We start from the raw sequence: 20,725 nt of genomic DNA on the forward strand, positions 1-20,725 counted from the left end.
CGTGCGTAAACCGCTGGTGTGCTTGGCCGTGTTAGCGCTCACAGCCTCGCTGGGCGTGGCCCCGTCCCACGCGGACGACACGCTCGGCCTGCCGGTCTTCACGGGCGACGACCCGGTGCCGGCCGAGCCCGTGAGCTACCACCCGCGCCGGATGATGGCCGAGATCTACAAGAAGGAGAAGGGCGGCGACTCGTACTGGATCGACCGCATGCTCGCCCGCCCCGGTGACGACCCGGCCGGGCCGTGGCTGATGACGCGCGGGCGGGCGCTGTTCATGAAGGAGCACGACCCGTCGGTGCTCGGTTTCGGCGGGTACGTGGCGTACTGGGAGAGCATCGACAACCGCGACGCGTACGAGATCTCGCTCGGCACCCCGCTCACCGAGGACGTCGGCAAGCGCCTGCAGATGCCCAGCCACTGGACCGGCCGGTACTCAGGTGACGGGCTCGCCGTCGGGGTCAAGAAGTTCATCACCCACGAGAACGTGGCCGTGACCACCCTGGAGATCACCAACACCGGGGCGGAGCCGCGCACGGTGCCCGTCACCGTCACCTCGCCGTACGCCAAGCAGGCCGACGGCGACCGCGAGCTGACCGGCACGGTGTGGGCGAAGAACAAGCTGACCACGATCTTCCCCCGGCTGAGCGGCGACGGGCTGAAGGTGTCGGACGGCACGCTCACGGGCTCGCTCACCGTCGAGCCGGGCAAGACCGTGCGGACCAAGGTGCAGATGGGCTTCGTCACCGAGGAGCTGCCGAGGTCGCGCGCGGAGTACGACGGCTACAAGGGCCGCTCGCCCGAGCAGGCGCTGCGCCGCCAGCTCCAGGACTACAACGCCTGGTGGGCCGACAACCTGCCCTACATCGACGTGCCCGACGAGAACATCAAGAAGTTCGTCTACTACCGCTGGTGGCTGATGCGCTTCAACTTCCTCGACGCCGACATCCCGGGCAACGACTTCCAGTTCCCCACGTCGGTGGAGGGGGCGCTGGGCTACAACAACGCGATCGTGCTGACCGTGCCGATGTTCGTGCAGGACCTGAAGTACCTGCGGGACCCGATCTACTCGTACGGGCCGTGGGTGTCGGCGGGCGAGGTCTCGCGCGGCTCGAAGTACACCGACAACCCGGGCGACCCGGAGAACTGGTCGAACAGCTACACCCAGTACATCTCGGCCGCCGCGCTGGAGAGCTACCAGATCCACGGCGGGCAGCCGTCGATCCTGCGCAACCTGGCCAGGTACGCCGAGAAGGACGTGTACGGGCAGCTCGCCGCGTACGACTCCAACGACAACGGCGTCATCGAGTACGACTGGGAGGCGATGACCGGCAACGACGCCGACGCGGTGTCGTTCCACTACTACGACCGGGCCAACGAGCGGCTGGAAGGCGCCTACGTCTACGCCAACGCGATGGCGGCGGCGCAGGCGTACGAGCTGGCGGGCGACCGGGCGAAGGCCACGGAGCTGCGCGGCGTCGCGGACAAGGTGCGGAACGGCATCCTCTCCTTGCTGTGGGACGAGCAGGCCAAGCTGTTCAAGCACCGCGACCTGCAGACGGGCAACCTGATCCCGTGGAAGGAGTCCAACAACTACATCCCGTACGCCACCGGCCTCGTCCCCACCGATGACCCGAAATATCGGGAAGCGCTCCGGTTGTGGGCTGATCCTGCGGAATATCCGATCTTCCCGGCGTACACGGCCAACCAGAAGGACAAGGCGGAGGCCGCCGCCGCCGGCAACCCCGGCACCAACAACTTCTCCCAGATCAACTCCACCCGGAACTTCGCGCTGTTCTCCAAGGCGCTGCGCCAGTACGCCAGTCCGTACATCACTCCCGAGCAGTACAAGCAGCTCCTGTACTGGAACGCCTGGTCGCAGTACGTCGGCGGCGACACCCGCTACCCCGACGCCAACGAGTTCTGGGCGAACTGGGACCCGCAGACCAGGACAATCGGCTACCGCTCCTGGATCCACCACACGATCCTCGGCAGCAGCAACTGGACCGTCATCGAGGACGTCATGGGCCTGCGCCCGCGCTCGGACGGCAAGGTGGAGCTGTGGCCGGTGGACATCGGCTGGGACCACTTCACCGTCAACGGCGTCGACTACCGGGGCGCCGACCTGACCATCGTCTGGGACAAGCCCGGCGACGGCACCCGGCACTACCCCGGCGTGCCCGAGGGGTACTCGATCCTCGTCGACGGCAAGCGCGAGGTCACGCTCTCCGGCCTCGCCCACGCGACCTGGGACCCGAGGACCGGCCAGGTCGAGGGCGGCACGGTCGTGCACGCCGGGAAGGCCCCGTCGCTCAAGGCCCCGACCGAGGTCGAGCTGACCGGCGACCGCGTCGAGGACCTGTTCCAGAAGGCCGGCGTGGACCTGCGCGCCGACCGCCCCAACCTGGTCACGTCCGCCACCGCCTCCCACGGCGACCCCGCAGGAGCGGTGGACGGCTCCACCATCAACGCCCCCGTCTGGGACGCCAAGGGCTCCGGCGACGCCCAGGACTGGCTGGCCGTGGACCTCGGCTCCGCCCGCGAGGTCGACCAGGTCAAGCTGTACTTCTTCAACGACCGCAAGGCGTACGGCGAGCCCGCCCTCTACTCGGTGCAGTACCTCGACGGCGACACCTGGAAGGACGTGCCGGGCCAGGACAAGCGGCCCCGCTACCCGCGCGCGAACCTCAACGAGGTGCGCTTCCCCGCCGTCACCACGCAGAAGCTGCGCGTCCTGGTCACCCACCGGCCCGGGTACGCGACCGCACTGAAGGAGGTGCAGGCGTACCGGTCGGGCGCCGAGGCCGGCCGCGTCACCAACCACGCGCCGTCCGTGGTGCCCGTCGTGGACCCGGCGTTCACCCGGCCCGGGCAGGTCAGGGTCGAGGCCGTGGTCAAGGACGACGCCCTGCCCAAGGGCACGCTGAGCACGCAGTGGTCGAAGGCGGACGGGCCCGGCGAGGCGTACTTCACCGACCCGGCCGGGCCCGCCACGGTGGTCGCGTTCTCCGAGCCCGGGGCGTACACGCTGAAGCTGACCGCCACGGACGGCGCCAAGAGCACCACCGCCACCGTGCGCGTCACCGCCACCAGCCAGGCGGCCCAGGCGAACGTGGCGCCCAAGGCCACGCCCACCGCCTCCTACACCTCCCCGTGGGAGCGCGTCGGCGCGATCAACGACGGCATCGACCCGCCGCGCTCCAACGACGGCGCCAACCCGCGCTGGGGCACCTGGCCGCAGCAGGGCACGCAGTGGGTGCAGCTCGACTGGCCCGCGCCCGTCCAGGTGAACAAGGCGGACGTGTACTTCTTCGACGACGGCGGCGGCGTGCGCGTGCCCGCCTCGTGGAAGATCCAGCAGTGGGACGGCGACTCCTTCGAGGACGTCACCGGCGTCCAGTCCTACCCCAAGGCCGTGGACGCCTACAACACCGTCTCCTTCGACACCGTCACCACCTCCCGACTGCGCGTGCAGCTCGAATCGGGCGGGGCGTCGGTCGGCCTGCTGGAGGTCAAGGTGTACGAGGTGCCGCCGGACGCGGTGCGCCCCGTCCACGTGCCCACCCTGGCCGGCACGCTGCCGAAGCTGCCCGCCACGGTCGAGACCCTGTACGCCGACGGCTCGCGCGGCCAGGCCGCCGTCACCTGGCAGCAGGTGACGCCGGAGCAGGTCAGGACCGGCGGCACCAGCTTCACCGTCACCGGCCTGGCCGAGGGCGTGCGCCAGCCGGCCCAGGCGACGGTGTACGTTCGCACCACCGGCGAGGTGACGATCACCTCGCTCGCCGAGGAGGCCGTCACCACCCGGGCCAGGGTCGCGCCGTCGCTGCCGAAGACGGTCGTGGCGACGTACAACGACGGCTCGAAGGACAGCTCGGTCGCCGTCACCTGGGAGGCCGTCGATCCCGCGAGGTACGCCCAGCCGGGCACGTTCGGGGTGAGCGGCCAGGTGGCGGGCACGACGATCGCGGCGAAGGCCACCGTCACCGTCCAGTAGCGCCTATTCTGTCCTGGCCCCACCTGTTTCGCGGGGCCAGGACAGGAGCGGGACAGCACGATGGCCGAACTCGCCGGGAACAAGCCGAGACGCCTGACGGCCAGATTCGTGGTCGCGGCCGCCATGGCCGTGGCCTCGCCGGTGCTCGGCCTGGCCGCGATCCTCATCTGGGCCGGGCTGACCGACGAGTGGACGCCCATGCTGACCCTGAGCCCGCAGTCCGCCGTCACCTTCACCTTCCCCGCCGTCGGCGCGTTCCTCATCCACCACCGGCCCCGGCTCAACATGGCGTGGCTCATGTGCGTCGGCGGGTTCGCGGCGGCCGTCAGCGACGTGTCGAACGCGCTGATGTTCCGCGCCGCCTCGCACGGCGAGATGGCGCTGGCGGGGTGGTTGCGGGTGCCGACGCAGCTCGGGTGGGCGGTGTGCGGGCTGACGCTCACGATGGTGCTGCCGCTGTACTCGCCGGACGGCCGGCTGCCGTCGAAGCGGTGGCGGCCCGCCCTGTGGCTGGGCTGCGTGGCGATCGGGGCGGCGACCGTCCGGTACGTGTTCAGGATGTCGCCCGCGCCCGGCACCACCCCGTTCCCGGCGATCATCCCGAACCCGCTGCAGATCCCGGCGCTGCATCCGTACATGGGTGTGATCACGACCGTGAGCTGGGCGGGCATCTACACCGCGATGGCGCTGGCCGCGCTGTCGCTGGCGGTGCGGATGCGGCGGGCCGACCCGGCGGGGCGGCGGCAGATCGGCTGGCCGCTGCTCGCGTTCGCCGGGTACATCTTCTTCCTGATCCTGGGTGCGATCTGGCCGGTGTTCATGTGGCCGGCGATCGCGTGGGCGGCGGCGATCCCGTTCGCGGTGGCGTTCGCGGTGATGCGCTACCGGCTGTACGGCATCGACACCGTGATCAGCCGGGCGTTCGTGGCGGCCGGCGTGGTCGTCGTGGTCAGCCTCGTCTACTTCGGCGCGGGCACGCTGTCGAGCCTGGTCGTCTCCGGCTACGACCAGGTGGCCGGCGTCGCCGCCGCGTTGTTCGCGGGCGCGTTCTTCCAGCCGCTGCGGCGCGCGTTGCAGCGCGCCATGGACCGGCTCCTGTACGGCGCGGTCGGCGACCCGGGCCTGCTGGCCGAGCGGCTGACGCAGGCGGTGCGCGGCGCCGACCCGGCCAGGGCGCTGACCTCGGTGGTCAGCGTGCTGCGTGACGGGCTCGCGGTCGAGGGCGTGGCCGTGGAGGTGGCCGACGGCGAGCCCCGTTACGTGGAGAGCGGCCGGGTGGGGCCGGACGCGCGGGAGGTGCCGCTGGTCTGGCACGGGGCGCGGGTCGGCCGCCTGCTCGTCGGCCCGCCGGGGCCGCGCCGCTTCCCCGCCGCGCACAACGAGCGGGTGCTGGCCACGCTCACCCCGTACGCGGCGGACGTCGCGCACGCCGTCCGCATGGCCGCCGACCTGCAACGATCGCGCGAGCGCATCCTGACGGCCAGGGAGGAAGAGCGCCGCCGGCTGCGCCGCGACCTGCACGACGGCCTCGGCCAGACGCTCTCGGCGATGGCGATGACCATCAACATGGCCCGCCTCAGCCTCAAGAGCTCCCCGGAGGCCGCCGACGAGCTGCTGCGGGAGCTGCACGCCGGCATGAGCGCCGTGACCAGCGACATCCGCGAGCTGGTGTACGGCCTGCGCCCGCCCGCGCTCGACGACCTCGGCCTCGCCCGCGCGGTCCGCGACCTGGCGGCGCGCTCCTCCCCCGGCACTGAGGTCGAGGTGGAGGTCGAAGGGGACCTGGAGGACCTGCCCGCGGCCGTCGAGGTGGCCGTCTACCGCATCGTCCAGGAGGCGCTGACCAACATCGGCCGGCACGCCGAGGCGTCCAGGGCGCGGATCGTGCTCCAGCGGGAGGAGTCGGTGCTGCGCGTGCTCGTGACCGACGACGGCAAGGGGCTGCCCGAGTCGCACCGCGCCGGCGTCGGGCTGGGCTCGATGCGCGAACGAGCCGCCGAGCTGGGCGGCATCTGCGTGGTGACCGGCGAGCCGGGGGCGGGCACCCGCGTCGAGGTCATGCTGCCGCTCCTGACGGCCGGGCCGCTGGCGCGGACGTGAGGCGAGTGGTGGTTTCCTATACGCATGCCTGATCTCGTAGTCGACGGCGGCGACAAGCTCTGCGTGCAGTTGCTCATCGAGCTGCGGGCCCACGTGCGCGCCGCCGGGCCGGGCGCCGTCATCCACCTCATCGCCACCGACCCGGCCGCGCCGGTGGACCTGCCGGCGTGGTGCCACCTGACCGGGCACACCTACCTGGGGCCGGTGGAGGGGGAGCGGCCGACGTACGCGCTGCGGGTGGCCGAGTCGGCGGCGGAGACGCAGGAGTCGAAGCCGTGGCACGCGGCTTAAGCGGTTAACGACCGGGCCGGCCGCCTGGCCTAAAGTATGGAGGGTTATCCGGTTCAGAGAGGGACTCCGTGAAGAGACCGACGATCGCCGACATCGCCAGCCGGGCGGGAGTGTCCAAGGTGGCGGTCTCCTACGCGCTCAACGGGCAGCCGGGCGTGTCGGAGGCGACCCGCGCCCGGATCGTCGCCATCGCCGACGAGATCGGCTGGCGCCCCAACAGCGCCGCCCGCGCACTCAACGGCGCCCGGGCCAACTGCGTGGGCCTCGCCCTGTGCCGGCCCGCGCGCATCCTCGGGGTCGAGCCGTTCTTCATGGAGCTGATCAGCGGCATCGAGGGGGTGCTGGCCGACCGCTCGTACGCGCTGCTGCTCCAGGTCGTCACCAGCCACCAGCAGGAGAGCGAGGTCTACCGCCACTGGTGGGGTGAGAGCCGCATCGACGGCGTGTTCCTCGTGGACCTGCACTACGACGACTCCCGCGTGGCCGAGCTGGAGCGGCTCGGCATGCCGGCCGTCGTCATCGGCCACCCCTCCCAGTCGGGCTCGCTGTCGGCCATCTGGTCGGAGGAGGGCGAGGCCGTGCGCGAGACCGTCGGCTACCTCGTCGCGCTCGGGCACCGCCGCCTCGCGCGGGTGGCCGGGCTGCCCGAGCTCGTGCACACGACCGTCCGGGACCAGGCGTTCACGCAGGCGTGCGAGGGCGTGGCCGAGCACGTCATCGTGCACACCGACTACACCGGCGAGGAGGGCGCGCGGGCCACCCGGCGGCTGCTCAGCTCGCCCGACCGGCCCACCGCGATCGTCTACGACAACGACATCATGGCCGTGGCGGGCCTTTCGGTGGCGCAGGAGATGCGGGTCGAGGTGCCACGCGACCTGTCCATCGTGGCCTGGGACGACTCGCCGCTCGCCCAGGTGGTGCGGCCCCCGCTGACCGCGCTGACCCGCGACATCCCCGCCTACGGGGCCCATGCCGCGCAGCGCCTGCTCGCGCTGATCGCGGGCGAGGACGTGCCCCCGTACGAGGATCAGGCCGCCGTCCTCACGCCGCGCGGCAGCACCGGCCCCGCCCCATCCGGCGCGTGACCAGCTCTTTCTTCTTGGCCGCTCTTTCTTCGTGGCCCGCTCTTTCTTCTTGGCCCGCTCGGCACGTGTCACGGGCTGGGACCGCGGCTGGCAGACCGCCCGTCCGAGCCCGTGACACGTGCCGTCCCCTCCTCGCGGCAGTTCCCGTACGGGAGCCGCCCCAGCGTCCCCCGCGCCAAGGCGACTCCATTGATGAACGAGAGCGGAAGGGGCGCTCTTAGTACCTCCATACCTAAACGAGATCCGATGTTCGATGAATCGTGACCTGAGGCATTGACAACTTTTTTTGTCGGCACATAGTCTCATCACCATCCGACCTGGAGGGTCCGCGATGAGATTCCGCACCACCATCGAGCTGAACGGCAAGACCGCCACCGGCTTCGAGATCCCCGCCGAGACCGTCGAAGCGCTCGGCGGCGGCAGGCGGCCGGCCGTCAACGTCACGATCAACGACCACACCTACCGCAGCACCGTCGCCACCATGGGCGGCCGCTTCATGGTGCCGCTCAGCGCCGAGAACCGGCAGGGCTCCGGCGTGGCGGCAGGCGACGAGGTCGAGGTGAAGGTCACACTGGACACCGCACCTCGCGAGGTGACGGTGCCCGGCGACCTGGCCGCGGCACTCGACGCGGCACCCGAGGCCAAGCGGTTCTTCGAGAGCCTGTCGTACTCACGCAAGAGGTGGCACGTGCTCAACGTCGAGGGCGCCAAGAAGCCCGAGACCCGGCGGCGGCGCGTCGCCGACACGGTGGCCAGGCTCGCCGAGGGCGTGGCATGACCTGGGCGTGACGGGTGCGTAACAGAGGACCTGACGGGTAGCGGGGCGATATGACTGAGGCTTTCGACACCGACATGTTGTGGGACGAGTTCCATCGGGCGGTCAACATGAACTCCGAGGAGCTGCGGTCGTACCTGCTCGCCGACGCCTCCGACGAGGACGGCTTCCCGCCCGACCCCGACCTCGGCATCGACGAGCTGGGGCGCGGCGTGCTGCACGTCCTGAGCAAGCGGAAGGGCGACCTCACCAAGACCGACCTCGACGTCATGCGCCAGGTCGTGGAGCTGGTCGAGACCCTGGGCGACCGCACGGACGACGAGTCGCGGCGCGAGCTCATGTCCGTGGGCCACGACCCGCTGAGAGGATGACCCATGGTCCAGCCGCATCCGTGGATCGAGGGCTACGTACGCGCGTGGAACTCCAACGATCCCGACGACATCGCCGCCCTGTTCACCGAGAACGCCGTCTACTACACCGAGCCCTACAGCTCGCCGTGGCAGGGACGCGACGACATCGTGCGCGAGTGGCTGGGCCGCCAGGACAAGCCTGGTGAGGCCACGTTCGAGTGGCATCCGGTGTGCGTGACCGAGGACGTGAGCGTCATCCAAGGGGTCACGACATATCCGGATAAAACGTACAGCAACCTCTGGGTGATACGGTTCGCTCCCGATGGGCGATGCCGGGAATTCACCGAATGGTGGATGCGGCACGATGCCAAATGATGCAATGGGCCGAACCGTCTTCACCCGAGGAGATCCGTTGAGAGACAACCTCGACCTCGCCGCGAGCGCCCAGGAACTGGCCGACGCCGCCCCGACGGGATCGATCGACCGCGCCGCCGCCTCGTCCGTGGCCATCACCCTGGCCACCACCCGCGACATCGACGACGCCCGCCAGACCCTCGACGGGGTCTCCCCGGAGGAGGTCCGCCAAGCGGCCCTGGCCCTGTTCGACCGCCTCTCGACCCAGTAGGCCCCTCGACGGTGTGACCCAGCGGGCCCGCCCCACGGCCGGCCCGCCACCGGGGCCCGGCCCTTCACGCGTCAGGCGGCGGCTCTCGGCGTGCGGTACACCTCGATGTCCCGCCCTCCTCGCCCATCGCCCGCATGGTCCTGCCCAGGTCGCGGGCCAGGCGGGTCACTCGGGCCGTCCTGCCCCGCTCGTAGGCCAGACGGGTCGCCTCGTACGCCTCGGCCGCCCCGGGCTCAGCCATGCGGCGATCTCGCAGTTCCCGCCAGTCGCCCTGCTCGCTCATTCGTGCTTCTCCCCTTGCCAGGCGGTGTGCCGGGACGCTGAGGCACACCGCCGCGGCACTCAACCGCGCGCCCCGCGCCCCAGGTGTGCCACCAGTTTGTCGATCTCGCGGGCGTACCGCTCGGCGAACTCCGGTGATTCCGGGTCCTCGTCCCACACGGCCCGTACGAGCTGCGGGAACGTGATGCCGGCGGCCGTGATCGAGAACAGCGCCACCAGCACCGCGCCCGGGTCGAGGTCGGCGGGGAACTCGCCGTCCTCCTGGCGTTGGCGCAGGTGTTCCAGGTCGCGGCGGACGTCGGCCACGAAGGCCGGGTCCGGGGGGCCGGTCTCGGTGAGGCTCTGCCAGAGCATCAGGCGGCCGTAGTCGCGGCGGGCGGAGTTGGCGCGTACGTAGTCGGCGGCCAGCTTGCCGAGGGAGGCGGAGCGGTCGGCGAAGGTGCTCTCCTCGGCCTGCCAGCGCGTGTTCAACGCCTGGTAGAGGCCCTCCTTGCCGCCGAAGTAGTAGGAGATGAGCTGCTTGTTCACCCCTGCTCTGGCGGCGATCTCGCCGACCCGGGCGCCCGCGAAGCCCTTGGCCGCGAACTCCTCCAGTGCCGCCTGAAGGATGCGGGCCTTGGTGCGCTCGGGGTCGCGCTGCTTCTCCTCCGGTTCACGTCTCATGGCCGGAAGCTTATCAACCATCCGGATGGTTGACACATTCAGACGGATGGTTGATAGTGAGGGACATGACGACGACGAAGGACATCGCGATCATCGGGGGCGGCATCGGCGGGCTCTGCCTGGCGCAAGGGCTGGTCAAGGCAGGCATGAAGGTGACCGTCTACGAGCGGGACCGCACCCCGTCCGACCGGCTGCAGGGCTACCGCGTGCACATCGACCCCAACGGCGCCCGCGCCCTGCACGACTGCCTGCCTCCCGAGCTGTGGCGGGCGTTCCTCGACACCACCGGCCGCGGCGGGCAGGACTTCGGGTTCCTGACCGAGCAGCTCAGGACGCTGACCGTGATCCGCAATCCCAAGGCCGCCGACCCGGCCGACGACCACCACTCGGTCAGCCGCATCACGCTCAGGCAGGTGCTGCTGTCGGGGCTCGACGAGCACGTGCGGTTCGGCAAGACGTACGAGAGGTACGAGCGCCTGCCCGACGGGCGCACCCGGCTCTTCTTCGCCGACGGCACGAGCGCGACGGCGGACATCGTGGTCGGCGCCGACGGCGGCAACTCGCGGGTGCGGCAGCAGTACCTGCCGCACGCCCGGCGGGTGGACACCGGGATCGTCACGGTCGCGGGGAAGTACCCGCTGACGCCGGAGACGCGCGCGCTGCTGGCGCCCCGGCTGGTGGACGGGCCCAACAGCATCATCCCGCCCAAGGGCATGGGCTTCTTCACGGCCCCGCACGACCTGGACGACGACCTCCCCACGACCCGCGACACCACCGGCATCGGCGTGACTGAGCAGGAAGGCGTGCTGATGGACAACACCAGCAGCTACCTGCTCTGGGCGTTCGGCGCCGCCGCCGGGCGGTTCCCCGCCGACCTGGCGGGCATGACGGGCGAGCAGCTCAAGGCGACCGTGACGGGCATGATCCGGGGCTGGCACCCCGACCTGCTGACGATGGTCGGCCTCTCCCCCGCCGAGGCGGTCACGCTGCTGCCGATCCGTACCTCGATCCCGATCGGGCCGTGGCAGCCCACCCCGATCACCCTGCTCGGCGACGCCATCCACAGCATGACCCCGATGGCCGGCATCGGCGCGAACACCGCGCTGCGCGACGCCCGCCTCCTGTGCGCGGAGCTCACCGGCGGCGGCGACCCGGTGGCGGCCATCGGCCGATACGAGGAGCGGATGCGCGAGTACGGCTTCGCCGCCGTCCGCGGCTCGCTGCGCGCGGCCAGGCAGTTCGTCGGGGAGAGCCGGGCGGCGCGGATCGGGTTCAAGACGTTCCTGCGCGGCGTGGAGCGGATCCCCCCGCTGAAGGCCAAGGTGTTCTCCTGACGGTTGCGCGCGGCGACCGGGGCGAACACTGTGGAGGCATGCCAGGCGTCGACACCCTGGACGGCCTGCTGCGGGCCGTCACCGAATTCCGTACGGACGACTACGAGCTGCCGGTCGAGAAGGCCGCGCTCGACCGGGCCAGGCGCTCGCTGGAGGAGACGGGGCTGCTGCTGCTCGGCGAGGTGCACGGCGTCAGGGAGAACCCGCTGGTCATCCTCGGCCTCATGCGGGCACTCGACCTGACCCACCTCGCCCTCGAATGGCCGGAGGACCTGAAGCCGCAGCTCGACGTCTACCTGGCCGACGGCACGGGCCTGGACCATCCGCTGCGGTGGCTCGGCGACGGGCGGGTCACTGCGGGCCACTTCGCGATGCTGAAGGCGGTGCCGGAGCTGTCGGTGACGCTGTTCGACGGGGGGATGTTCACCGGCGACTGGTCGCAGCGGGACGCGCTGATGGCCGAGCGGGTGCTGTCGGCGCGCATCGAGCCCGCGCTGGTGGTGGCGGGCAACGCCCACACGCTCACCTCGCCGACCGAGCTGGGGCTGCCGATGGGCGCGTGCCTGGCCAGCGCGCGGCCGGCGCTCAAGAGCGTGCGGATCCAGTACGGCAGCGGCAGCTTCTACAACATCGAGCCGCGGCTGACCAAGGGGTCCGCGACCGTGGCGGGGCTGTACACGGTGGACGAGGAGCTGTTCGTGGGGCTGCCCGAGTTCGGCGAGGCCACGGTGCCGCACCTGCCCTTCGAGCTGCTGCGCGACCGCCTCGGCCACTGAACGCGTGGCCCGTACTGTTGACCCGGCGGGCTTCGGCGGGCTTCGGTGGGCGCGGCGGGGTTCGGCGGGGTTCGGCGGGAGGGGTGGATGCGGGTCGGGATTCTGGGGCCGCTGCGGGTGGCGGGCGGCGAGGTCGGCGGTGCGCGGGTACGCGCGCTGCTGGTGCGGCTGGCGCTCGACCCGGGCCGGGTGGTGACCGCCGGCCGCCTGATCGACGACCTGTGGCCGGACGACCCGCCCGCGCATCCGATGGCGGCACTGCAGTCGCTCGTGTCGAGGGCCCGCAGGGAGGCGCCGGGGCTGATCGGCTCGCATCCCGCCGGTTACCTGCTCGACGTGCCGCCGGGCGAGGTGGACGCGCAGGTGTTCGAGCGGCTGGTGCGGGAGGGCGACGTACGGGCGGCGCTGGCGTTGTGGCGCGGGCCGGCGCTGGCGGACGCGGCCGGGCTGCCGTTCGCGGCGGGACCGGCGGCGCGGCTCGAAGAGCTGCGGCTGACGGCGCTGGCCGCCCGCATCGCCTCCGACCTCGACAGGAACGGTGACGGTGAGCTGGTGGCCGAGCTGGAGGGGCTGGTCGCGGCGCATCCGCTGCGTGAGCCGTTCCACGCGCTGCTCATGCGGGCTCTGACCGCGCGCGGGCGGCGGGGCGAGGCGCTGGCGCTCTTCGAGCGGATCAGGGCGGCGCTCGCGGACGAGCTGGGCGCGGACCCCGGCCCCGAGCTGCGGCAGGCCCACCTGGAGGCGCTGCGGGACCCGGCGGAGCGGCAGGCGCCGAGGAACAACCTGCCCGCGCGGCTCACCAGGTTCGTGGGCCGGGCGGACGACCTCCGGCGGGTGGGGGCGGCGCTGGCCGAGTCGAGGCTGGTGACGCTCGTCGGGCCGGGCGGCGCGGGCAAGACGCGGCTGGCGGTGGAGGTGGCGGCCGGGCTGGTGGTGCGCGACGGGGTGTGGCTGGTGGAGCTGGCCCCGGCGGCGAGCGTACGGGCGGCGGTGGAGGACGTCCTCAAGGCCACCGGCCTGATGGAGGGGATGTTCGGGGCGCGGAGCCTGGGGGCGGCGCTGCGCGGCACCGCGCCCGTGATCGTGCTGGACAACTGCGAGCACGTGGTCGAGGAGGCCGCGCGGGTGGCGCGGGAGCTGCTGTCGGAGGTCGCGGGCCTGCGCGTGCTGGCCACCAGCAGGGAGCCGCTCGACATCCCCGGCGAGCGCCTGCACCAGGTGCTGCCGCTGCCCGAGGGGCCGGCCGCCGAGCTGTTCATGGACCGGGCCGCTGCCGCGAGGCCGGACCTGGTGGTGACGCGGGCAGAGGCGGAGCGGGTCTGTCGCGAGCTGGACGGCATCCCGCTGGCCATCGAGCTGGCCGCCGCGCGCCTGCGCACGATGCCGATGTCGGTGCTGGTCGAGCAGCTCGGCGACCGGCTGGCCTTCCGTGGCGGGCGCACCTCGGAGCCGCGCCACCGCACGTTGCGCGCGGTCATCGACTGGAGCTGGAACCTGCTGTCCGAGCGCGAGCGGGAGCTGCTGCGCGGCCTCACGGTGTTCTCCGGCGGCGCCACGTACGAGGCCGTCGCCCGCGTCTGCGGCGGCGACCCGGACCTGCTGTCCTCGCTGGTGGACAAGTCGCTCATCGCGGTCTCCGGCGACCGCTACACGATGCTGGAGACCATCAGGCAGTACGCCGCCGCCGACCTGCCCGAGGTGCGCCGGGCGCACGCCCGCTACTACACGGAGCTGGCCGAGGCCGCCGAGCCGCACCTGCGGACGGGGGCGCAGCTCGCCTGGCTGGCGGTCCTGGACGCCGAGCGCGACAACCTGGACGCGGCGCTGCGCCACACCGACGACCCGCTCCGGCTCATCCTGTTGCGCTTCTGGCCGTGGATCGTGCGCGGCCGGTGGCGGGAGGCAGCCGAGCAGGCGGCGGCGGTGCTCGCCAGGGTGGGCGAGGTGGCGCCGCCGGGGCGGGAGCTGGCGCACGGGCTGTGCGTGGCGCTCACCGGTGGCGGGATCAGCCCGGCGGTGCGCGCGTCCGACCATCCGGCCGCGCTCAACGCGTTCGTGCTGGGCAGCAGCATGGCGCCGCCGGGCGAGGCGGTGGAGCTGGCGGAGCGGGCGCTGGCGCGGCTGCGCGAGCATCCCGACCTGTGGACGCGGTCGGCGGCGCTGCTGGCCACCGGTGCGACGCGGTTCGAGTACGGCGCGGTGGCGGGCGCGGAGGACCTGCTGGAGCCGGCGCTGGCCGGGTTCCGCGAGACCGGCGACCGGTGGGGGCAGTGGGCGGCGCTCTACTGGTTGTCGCTGGTCGCGGAGAACCGGGGCGACTTCGCCACCGCCGCCGCGCTCGGTGAGGAGCCCGAGCGGCTGGCGGCCGAGCTGTCCGGGCTGGAGACGCCGCTGGGGCCGATGACGTTCCTGCTGCGGCTCGGGCAGCTCAAGGGCCGGGCCGGCGATCACGCCGGGGCGGCGGAGGCGCTGGATCGGGCGTGGGCGGCGGCCACCCGCGTGCAAGATCCGGACATGATGGCCCGGGTGCTGCACGCCAGGGCCGAGCTGGCCCGGCGCGGCGGCGACCCGGGCGAGGCGGCGCGGCTGCTGGAGCGGGCCATGGCGCTCGGGGTGGAGACGACCGCGCAGTTCGGGGCGTTGCTGCGGGTGGAGCTGGCCAGGGTGAGCCGCGACCCGGCCGGGCCGCTGCGCCGGGCGCTGGAGCTGATGGCGGGCTGCTCCGACCGGACTGTGCGGGCGGCCGTGCTGGAGGGGGTGGCCGAGCACCTGGCGCCGCTGCCGGCGGCCGAGCTGCTGGGGGCGGCGCGGGCGCTGCGCGGGATCGCCGAGTCCGCCGACCCCCACGTCAACGGGCTGATCGGCAGGTGCGAGCAGGCGCTCGGGGCCGAGGAGTGCCGGGCGGCGCTGGCCCGCGGCGCGACACTCCCCGACCCCGAGAAGCACGCGCTGGAATGCCTGTGACGGTGGCTCTTCAGGGCTGCAGGCGGTGGAACAGCTCGACCCGGGCTGATTCTTCCCCGCCGTGCAGCCGCTCGGCGGAGCCCTCGACACCCCAGGTCGCGGCCACCACCTCACGGACCTCAGAGCTGAAAGGCGGGCAGGCGTAGATCACACCGCCAGGGTAGGCGCTTCCTGTTTGGCGGCGGATGCGCCAAGGTTAGGGCAACTTGCACCGTGAGGTAAGGAGAGCAGTGGCCAGTCCTGGCACCATCGACACTCGAGGCAGTGACTTCGCCCGACTAGCCCATCGTATTGCGGACGCCGGTCTTCTCGACCGGCGTCCCTTTTATTACGCCATCCGGATGACCGTCGCGGCCGTCGCGTACGGCGGCGGCTGGGCCCTGTTCGCCTGGGTCGGCGACTCCTGGTGGCAGCTCCTCGTCGCGGCCGTGCTGGCCGTGATCTTCACGCAGTTCGGCTTCCTGGCCCACGACCTGGGGCACCGCCAGGTGTTCAGGACGCGCCGCCCCAGCGACGCGGCGGGCCTGATCCTCGGCAACCTCGCCATCGGCCTCGGCTGGGGCTGGTGGACGACCAAGCACAACAAGCACCACGCCAATCCCAACCACGAGGACCACGACCCCGACGTGTCACCGGCGGTGATCGTCTGGTCGGAGGACCAGGTGGCCCGCAGCACCGGCCTGCCCCGCTTCATCGCCAAGTACCAGGCGTTCTGGTTCTTCCCGCTGCTCACGCTGGAGGCGTGGCACCTGCACGTGGCCAGCGTCAAGGCGCTGTTCCAGCCGACGGCCAAGCGGCGGGGCCTGGAGCTGGGCGCCCTGCTCGTCCACTTCGTGCTGTACTTCGGCGCGGTCTTCGCCGTGCTGCCGCCCGTCAAGGCGCTGCTGTTCCTGGTCGTGCACCAGGGTCTGTTCGGGGTCTACCTCGGCTGTACGTTCGCGCCGAACCACAAGGGCATGCCCGTGCTGACCAAGGAGGACAAGCTGGACTTTCTCCGCAAGCAGGTGCTGACCTCCCGCAACGTGCGCGGCAGCCTGTTCACCGACGTGGCGCTCGGCCAGCTCAACTACCAGATCGAGCACCACCTGTTCCCCAACATGCCGGCCCCGAACCTGCGCAAGGCGCAGCCGATCGTCGAGCGTTACTGCCAGGAGATCGGCGTCGACTATCTCCAGACCGGGCTCGTCGAGTCGTACGGGCAGGCGTTGAGACATCTCCACCAGGTCGGCGCCGCGCTGCGCTGACCTCCTTCTCCGGGCGCCCGCTCAATGGGCGCCCTCCTCCTTCTGCTTCTCCATCAACCGGTCACGGCGGCGTTCGAGCTCGGCGATCAGTTCGAGCTGCTCGTCCGACTGGCTGATCATCGCCGAGATCTCGATCTGGTCGGTCGCGCCCATGGTGCGGATCTGGTCGCGCATGTCCTTGTTCTCGGCTCGCAACCGGGCCAGGTCCTCTTCGACCTGCCGGATCTCGTCCTCAATGCTCATGGAACGGCTCTACCCAGAAGCGCCGCCGCGATTACCCGGGCCTGTCCGCGAACGTACAGAATGTGGGGCATGCGCAGGCCCTCACCCAGCACGATCGTGTCCCTCGTGACCATCGCCGCCGTGCTGGCCGGCTGCCTGCTGGCGCTGCGCGGCCCCGGCCGGCCCAACGTGCTGGACGTCGTGCTGCCCGCGATCGCCTGCGCCGCGCTGCTGGCGCGGCAGCGGTACCCGGTGGCGGCGCTGATCGTGATGACGGTGTCGGTGGCCGCCTACTACCCGTACGCGGGGCTCGACGGGCCGGTCATCGTGATGCTCTTCATCGCCTTCTACACGGCGGCCGACCGCGGGCATCTGACCGCGGCCATCGCCACGGGGGCGGCGGCGCTGCTCGCCATGGGCATCGGGGAGACGGGCGCGACCAGGCACGTCGACGACAGCATGTTCATGATGATCACCGGCTGGGTGGTGGCGTCCATCGCGTTCGGCGGGGTGACCCGCAACCGGCGGGCGTACCTGTCGGAGGCCCGGCAGCACGCGCTCGACGCCCTGCTCACCAAGGAGGAGGAGGCCCGGCGGAGGGCCAGCGAGGAGCGGCTGCGCATCGCCAGGGAGCTGCACGACGTGCTCGGGCACAACATCTCCATGATCAACGTGCAGGCGTCGGCGGCGCTGCACGGCATCAGGAAGCGGCCAGAGGAGGCCGAGGCGGCGCTGCGTACGATCAAGGAGACCAGCAAGGAGACGCTGCGCGAGCTGCGGACCACGCTGGGGGTGCTGCGCCAGGTGGACGAGGACGCGCCGGTCGCGCCGGCCGACAGCCTGGCACGAGTGGACGCGCTGGTCGCCGCGTCGGGGCTGAAGGTGCGTACGGACCTGTCCGGGCCGCTCGACGCCCTGCCGACCGAGGTGGACCTGGCCGCCGCCCGCATCGTCAGGGAGGCGCTGACGAACGTGTCCCGCCATTCGGGCACCGACCAGGCCACGCTCACAATCACCCACAAGTCCGGAAATATCATCGTCACCGTGGAGGACGACGGGCCCGGCGCCACGTACGACGGGGGCAGCGGCTTCGGAATCCAGGGCATGCGCGAGCGCGCGACCGCGCTCGGCGGCACCCTGGAGGCCGGCCCGCGCCCCGAAGGCGGCTTCCGCGTCACCGCCCGCCTGCCACTGAACCAGCCGACGAACGGGGCTTGATGATCCGCGTACTGCTCGCCGACGACCAGACCCTGGTCCGCGCCGGGTTCCGGTCCATCCTCAGCGACGAGGACGACATCGAGGTGGTGGCCGAGGCCGCCAACGGCGCGGAGGCGGTCGCCCGGGCCCGCGAGCACCGGCCCGACGTGGTGCTCATGGACATCCGCATGCCGGAGCTCGACGGCCTGGAGGCCACCCGCCGCATCGCGGGCGACCCGGCGCTGGACGGCGTCAAGGTGATCATCCTGACCACGTTCGACCTCGACGACTACGTCTACGGCGCGCTGCGGGCGGGCGCCGGCGGCTTCCTGGTCAAGGACACCGAGCCGGCCGAGCTGATCCACGCCGTCCGCGTCGTGGCCAGAGGCGACGCGCTGATCGCACCGTCGATCACGCGGCGGCTGATCGCCGAGTTCGCCGGCCGGGTGAAGCGGCCGGAGCCGGGCCCCGAGCTGAACGCGCTCACCGAGCGGGAGCGCGAGGTCATGGCGCTCGTGGCGGGCGGCCTGTCCAACGACGAGATCGCGGCCCGCCTCGTGCTCAGCCCGGCCACGGCGAAGACGCACGTCAGCCGGATCATGACCAAGCTGCGCGTGCGCGACAGGGCGCAGCTCGTCGTCATCGCGTACGAGGCCGGCATGATCACCCCAGGCTGGCTTACTCCCTGAGTGGTACGCCGGAGGGCTTCGTGCTACCGGGGATGTAAGGCGGGTGCACGCGCCGGCATGACGCGGCGGGCGCAACCGTACCGGGAGGGTCTGCGGTATGGACATCGTGGACCTCGCCCGCCTGCAGTTCGCGCTCACCGCGGGCGCGCACTTCCTGTTCGTGGCGCTGACGCTCGGGCTGGCGACCCTGGTCGCCGTCGTCCAGACCCGCGCCACCTTCAGCGGCGACCCCGTGCACCTGCGGATGACCCGGTTCTGGGGCCAGCTCTACATCATCAACTACGCGATGGGCATCGTCACGGGGCTCGTGATGGAGTTCCAGCTCGGGCTGTCGTGGAGCGGGCTGACGGAGTACGCGGGCGACGTGTTCGGCTCGGCGCTGGCCATCGAGACGCTGGTGGCGTTCTTCGTCGAGTCCACGTTCCTGGGCCTGTGGATCTTCGGCTGGGACAAGCTGAACCGGTGGGCGCACCTCGCGCTGATCTGGGGGGTGACGCTCACCGCGTACGCGTCGGCGTTCTGGATCATGGTGGCCAACGGCTTCCTGCAGCACCCGGTCGGGCACGTGCTGGAGAACGGGCGGCTGCGGCTGACCGACTTCGGCGCCATGGTGGCCAACCCGGCGGCGCAGGTGGCGTTCGGGCACGTGCTGTCGGGGGCGATGGTCGTCGGCGGCTTCTTCATGGCCGGGGTGAGCGCGTACCACCTGCGCAAGCGCACCGCCGAGCAGGACGTGTTCCGCAAGTCGCTGCGGATCGGGATCGGCCTGGCACTGCCCGGCCTGTTCGTGACGGCGACGTTCGGCGGCATCGGGTTCCAGACGCTGCAGCCGACGAAGGCCGCCGCGTGGGTGAACAACACCGAGCGGCTGGCCGCCGCGCAGGCCGAGATGGTGGCCAGGCTCGGGCCGGGCGACTACCTGCCGCCCGCGGGCGCGGTGCAGGCGGGCGGCATCACGATGCTGACGTTGTTCGCCGTCATGCTGTTCGTGGCCGCGCCGAGCTTCCTGCTCATGCTGATCCGGCCGGTGGTGCACCGCTTCCGGCTCTGGCACTGGCTGCTGACACTGATGATCCCGGTCCCGTTCGTCACCATGCTGGCCGGCTGGGTGTTTCGCGAGATGGGCCGGCAGCCGTGGGCCGTGTACGGGCTGCTGCGCACGTCCGACGCCATGTCGCCGGTGACGTGGAGCCAGATGGTCTTCTCGCTGGCCGGGTTCGTCACGGTGTTCGCAGCCCTGATCGCCGTCAACTACTGGCTGCTGGCCCGGCAGGCCAGGCGCGGGCCCGGCGCGGTGGCGCTCGGCGACCGGCCGGTGGACGTGCCCGTTCCCGCTCCTACCTTCTGAGGGACGCTTGTCATGGAGATCTTCATTCTGGGCTTCTTCGCGATCGGGTATCTGGTGCTGGCCGGGGCCGACATCGGGGTCGGCATGGCGCTGCCGTACCTGGGGCGGTCGGCGGGCGAGCGGCGCGAGGTGATCGCCGCGATCGCGCCGTTCTTCCTCGGCAACGAGGTGTGGCTGGTCGCCACGGCCGGCGTGCTGGCCGGACTGTTCCCCCGGCTGGAGGGCGAGCTACTGCACGGCAACCACACCGTGGTCGTGACGCTGCTGCTGGCCTGGGTCGTGCGCGACATGGGGCTGTGGCTGCGCGGGCGCGTCCCGGGGGCGCGCTGGCAGGCGTTCTGGGACGGCGCGATCGTGGCCGGGAGCTGGGGGCTGGCGCTGAGCTGGGGCGCGCTGCTGGCCCACGTGCTGCTCGGCATCGAGGGGCCGGTGGCGCTGCTCGCCGCGCTCGTGCCGGCCGCGTTGTTCGCCACGCACGGGCTGACGTTCGCGGCGCTGCGGCTGCGCGGCGCGCTGCGGGCACGGGCGGCGGTGCTCGCGGGCGGGGCCGGCGAGGGCCGCACGTACGCGCTCACCTCGGCGGCGCTGGTGGTCGTGGCGGTGCTGGCCGGGCTCCGGCTGCCGCTGGAGCCCGGCACGTCGGGGCCGCTGCTGGTGCCGGTCGTCCTCACCCTGATCCCGTTCCTGGTGGCGGCGCAGGCGTGGGTGTGGTGGACGTTCCGGCACCGGGTGAGCGGGCCCTCCTACCTCTGAGTGGACGTTCCGGCGCCGAGTGAGCGGGCCCTC

20 protein-coding genes are annotated in these 20,725 nt (G+C 71.9%); 16 read left to right on the top strand and 4 right to left on the bottom strand.

The features are described from left to right. The first annotated feature begins 1 nt into the window (after nucleotide 1). The 8 genes from KIS93_RS28410 (at nucleotide 2) to KIS93_RS28445 (ending at nucleotide 9,220) form a co-directional block, all read left to right on the top strand. The gene (locus KIS93_RS28410) at nucleotides 2–3,994 is read left to right on the top strand and encodes an Ig-like domain-containing protein (RefSeq protein ID WP_080044816.1); all 3,993 of its coding nucleotides are present in this window, start codon (nucleotides 2–4) and stop codon (nucleotides 3,992–3,994) included. 60 nt (nucleotides 3,995–4,054) lie between these two features. Continuing rightward, on the top strand, nucleotides 4,055–6,094 hold the full coding sequence (locus KIS93_RS28415; protein ID WP_080044815.1) for a sensor histidine kinase: 2,040 nt from the start codon (nucleotides 4,055–4,057) through the stop codon (nucleotides 6,092–6,094). Nucleotides 6,095–6,118: 24 nt separating this feature from the next. After that, nucleotides 6,119–6,385: a sulfurtransferase TusA family protein gene (locus KIS93_RS28420; protein ID WP_080044814.1), complete on the top strand. Its 267-nt coding sequence runs from the start codon at nucleotides 6,119–6,121 to the stop codon at nucleotides 6,383–6,385. A gap of 68 nt (nucleotides 6,386–6,453) precedes the next feature. Beyond that, a complete protein-coding gene (locus tag KIS93_RS28425; protein WP_080044813.1) occupies nucleotides 6,454–7,470 on the top strand; it encodes a LacI family DNA-binding transcriptional regulator in 1,017 nt (338 codons plus the stop codon). A 331-nt stretch (nucleotides 7,471–7,801) separates the two neighbouring features. Next, a complete protein-coding gene (locus KIS93_RS28430) occupies nucleotides 7,802–8,248 on the top strand; it encodes a YdeI/OmpD-associated family protein (RefSeq protein WP_080044812.1) in 447 nt (148 codons plus the stop codon). Nucleotides 8,249–8,298: 50 nt separating this feature from the next. After that, on the top strand, nucleotides 8,299–8,616 hold the full coding sequence (locus KIS93_RS28435; RefSeq protein ID WP_080044811.1) for a DUF3140 domain-containing protein: 318 nt from the start codon (nucleotides 8,299–8,301) through the stop codon (nucleotides 8,614–8,616). Between the two features lie 3 nt (nucleotides 8,617–8,619). Beyond that, on the top strand, nucleotides 8,620–8,970 hold the full coding sequence (locus KIS93_RS28440; RefSeq protein ID WP_080044810.1) for a nuclear transport factor 2 family protein: 351 nt from the start codon (nucleotides 8,620–8,622) through the stop codon (nucleotides 8,968–8,970). Nucleotides 8,971–9,007: 37 nt separating this feature from the next. Beyond that, entirely contained in the window at nucleotides 9,008–9,220 is a 213-nt protein-coding gene (locus KIS93_RS28445; protein WP_080044809.1) for a hypothetical protein, read from the top strand. 64 nt (nucleotides 9,221–9,284) lie between these two features. Here the strand turns inward: KIS93_RS28445 and KIS93_RS63635 are convergent, their stop codons facing one another. Together KIS93_RS63635 and KIS93_RS28455 are read right to left on the bottom strand one after the other, a co-directional pair. After that, a complete protein-coding gene (locus tag KIS93_RS63635; RefSeq protein ID WP_222107646.1) occupies nucleotides 9,285–9,503 on the bottom strand; it encodes a hypothetical protein in 219 nt (72 codons plus the stop codon). 59 nt (nucleotides 9,504–9,562) lie between these two features. After that, entirely contained in the window at nucleotides 9,563–10,165 is a 603-nt protein-coding gene (locus KIS93_RS28455) for a TetR family transcriptional regulator (RefSeq protein ID WP_186404494.1), read from the bottom strand. A gap of 65 nt (nucleotides 10,166–10,230) precedes the next feature. Between KIS93_RS28455 and KIS93_RS28460 the strand changes: the two genes are divergently transcribed. From KIS93_RS28460 to KIS93_RS67645, 3 genes are all read left to right on the top strand, one after another. Continuing rightward, complete coding sequence (locus KIS93_RS28460; protein ID WP_080044807.1) at nucleotides 10,231–11,499, top strand: FAD-dependent oxidoreductase; 1,269 nt, start codon at nucleotides 10,231–10,233, stop codon at nucleotides 11,497–11,499. Between the two features lie 38 nt (nucleotides 11,500–11,537). After that, complete coding sequence (locus tag KIS93_RS28465; protein WP_080044806.1) at nucleotides 11,538–12,275, top strand: hypothetical protein; 738 nt, start codon at nucleotides 11,538–11,540, stop codon at nucleotides 12,273–12,275. A gap of 87 nt (nucleotides 12,276–12,362) precedes the next feature. Further along, a complete protein-coding gene (locus tag KIS93_RS67645) occupies nucleotides 12,363–15,239 on the top strand; it encodes an AfsR/SARP family transcriptional regulator (RefSeq protein ID WP_080044805.1) in 2,877 nt (958 codons plus the stop codon). A gap of 10 nt (nucleotides 15,240–15,249) precedes the next feature. On the opposite strand, the gene KIS93_RS28475 is transcribed toward KIS93_RS67645, so the two are convergent. Beyond that, a complete protein-coding gene (locus KIS93_RS28475; RefSeq protein WP_155128958.1) occupies nucleotides 15,250–15,390 on the bottom strand; it encodes a hypothetical protein in 141 nt (46 codons plus the stop codon). A 190-nt stretch (nucleotides 15,391–15,580) separates the two neighbouring features. Here KIS93_RS28475 and KIS93_RS28480 point away from each other — a divergent pair, with 190 nt between their 5' ends. After that, nucleotides 15,581–16,483, top strand: a complete 903-nt coding sequence (locus KIS93_RS28480; RefSeq protein WP_230465760.1) for a fatty acid desaturase family protein — start codon at nucleotides 15,581–15,583, stop codon at nucleotides 16,481–16,483. Between the two features lie 21 nt (nucleotides 16,484–16,504). Here KIS93_RS28480 and KIS93_RS28485 read toward each other — a convergent pair whose 3' ends face one another. Beyond that, a complete protein-coding gene (locus tag KIS93_RS28485; RefSeq protein WP_080044803.1) occupies nucleotides 16,505–16,726 on the bottom strand; it encodes a hypothetical protein in 222 nt (73 codons plus the stop codon). A gap of 69 nt (nucleotides 16,727–16,795) precedes the next feature. On the opposite strand from KIS93_RS28485, the gene KIS93_RS28490 reads away from it, so the two are divergent. From KIS93_RS28490 to KIS93_RS28505, 4 genes are all read left to right on the top strand, one after another. Next, a complete protein-coding gene (locus KIS93_RS28490) occupies nucleotides 16,796–17,923 on the top strand; it encodes a sensor histidine kinase (protein ID WP_230465759.1) in 1,128 nt (375 codons plus the stop codon). Then, nucleotides 17,923–18,591 carry a response regulator transcription factor gene (locus KIS93_RS28495; RefSeq protein WP_080044802.1) on the top strand — a complete coding sequence of 223 codons (669 nt, stop codon included), beginning with the start codon at nucleotides 17,923–17,925 and terminating at the stop codon, nucleotides 18,589–18,591. The genes KIS93_RS28490 and KIS93_RS28495 overlap by 1 nt, the downstream gene beginning before the upstream one ends. A 97-nt stretch (nucleotides 18,592–18,688) precedes the next feature. After that, nucleotides 18,689–19,939 (top strand): cytochrome ubiquinol oxidase subunit I, encoded by a 1,251-nt coding sequence (locus tag KIS93_RS28500; RefSeq protein WP_080044801.1) that lies wholly within the window; start codon nucleotides 18,689–18,691, stop codon nucleotides 19,937–19,939. A 12-nt stretch (nucleotides 19,940–19,951) separates the two neighbouring features. After that, nucleotides 19,952–20,692, top strand: coding sequence for a cytochrome d ubiquinol oxidase subunit II (locus KIS93_RS28505; RefSeq protein ID WP_080044800.1), 741 nt, complete (start codon nucleotides 19,952–19,954; stop codon nucleotides 20,690–20,692). Nucleotides 20,693–20,725 lie beyond the last annotated feature (33 nt).

The sequence above is a fragment of the [Actinomadura] parvosata subsp. kistnae genome (assembly GCF_900323885.1).
In the GTDB taxonomy this organism is placed as follows: Bacteria; Actinomycetota; Actinomycetes; order Streptosporangiales; family Streptosporangiaceae; genus Nonomuraea; species Nonomuraea composti.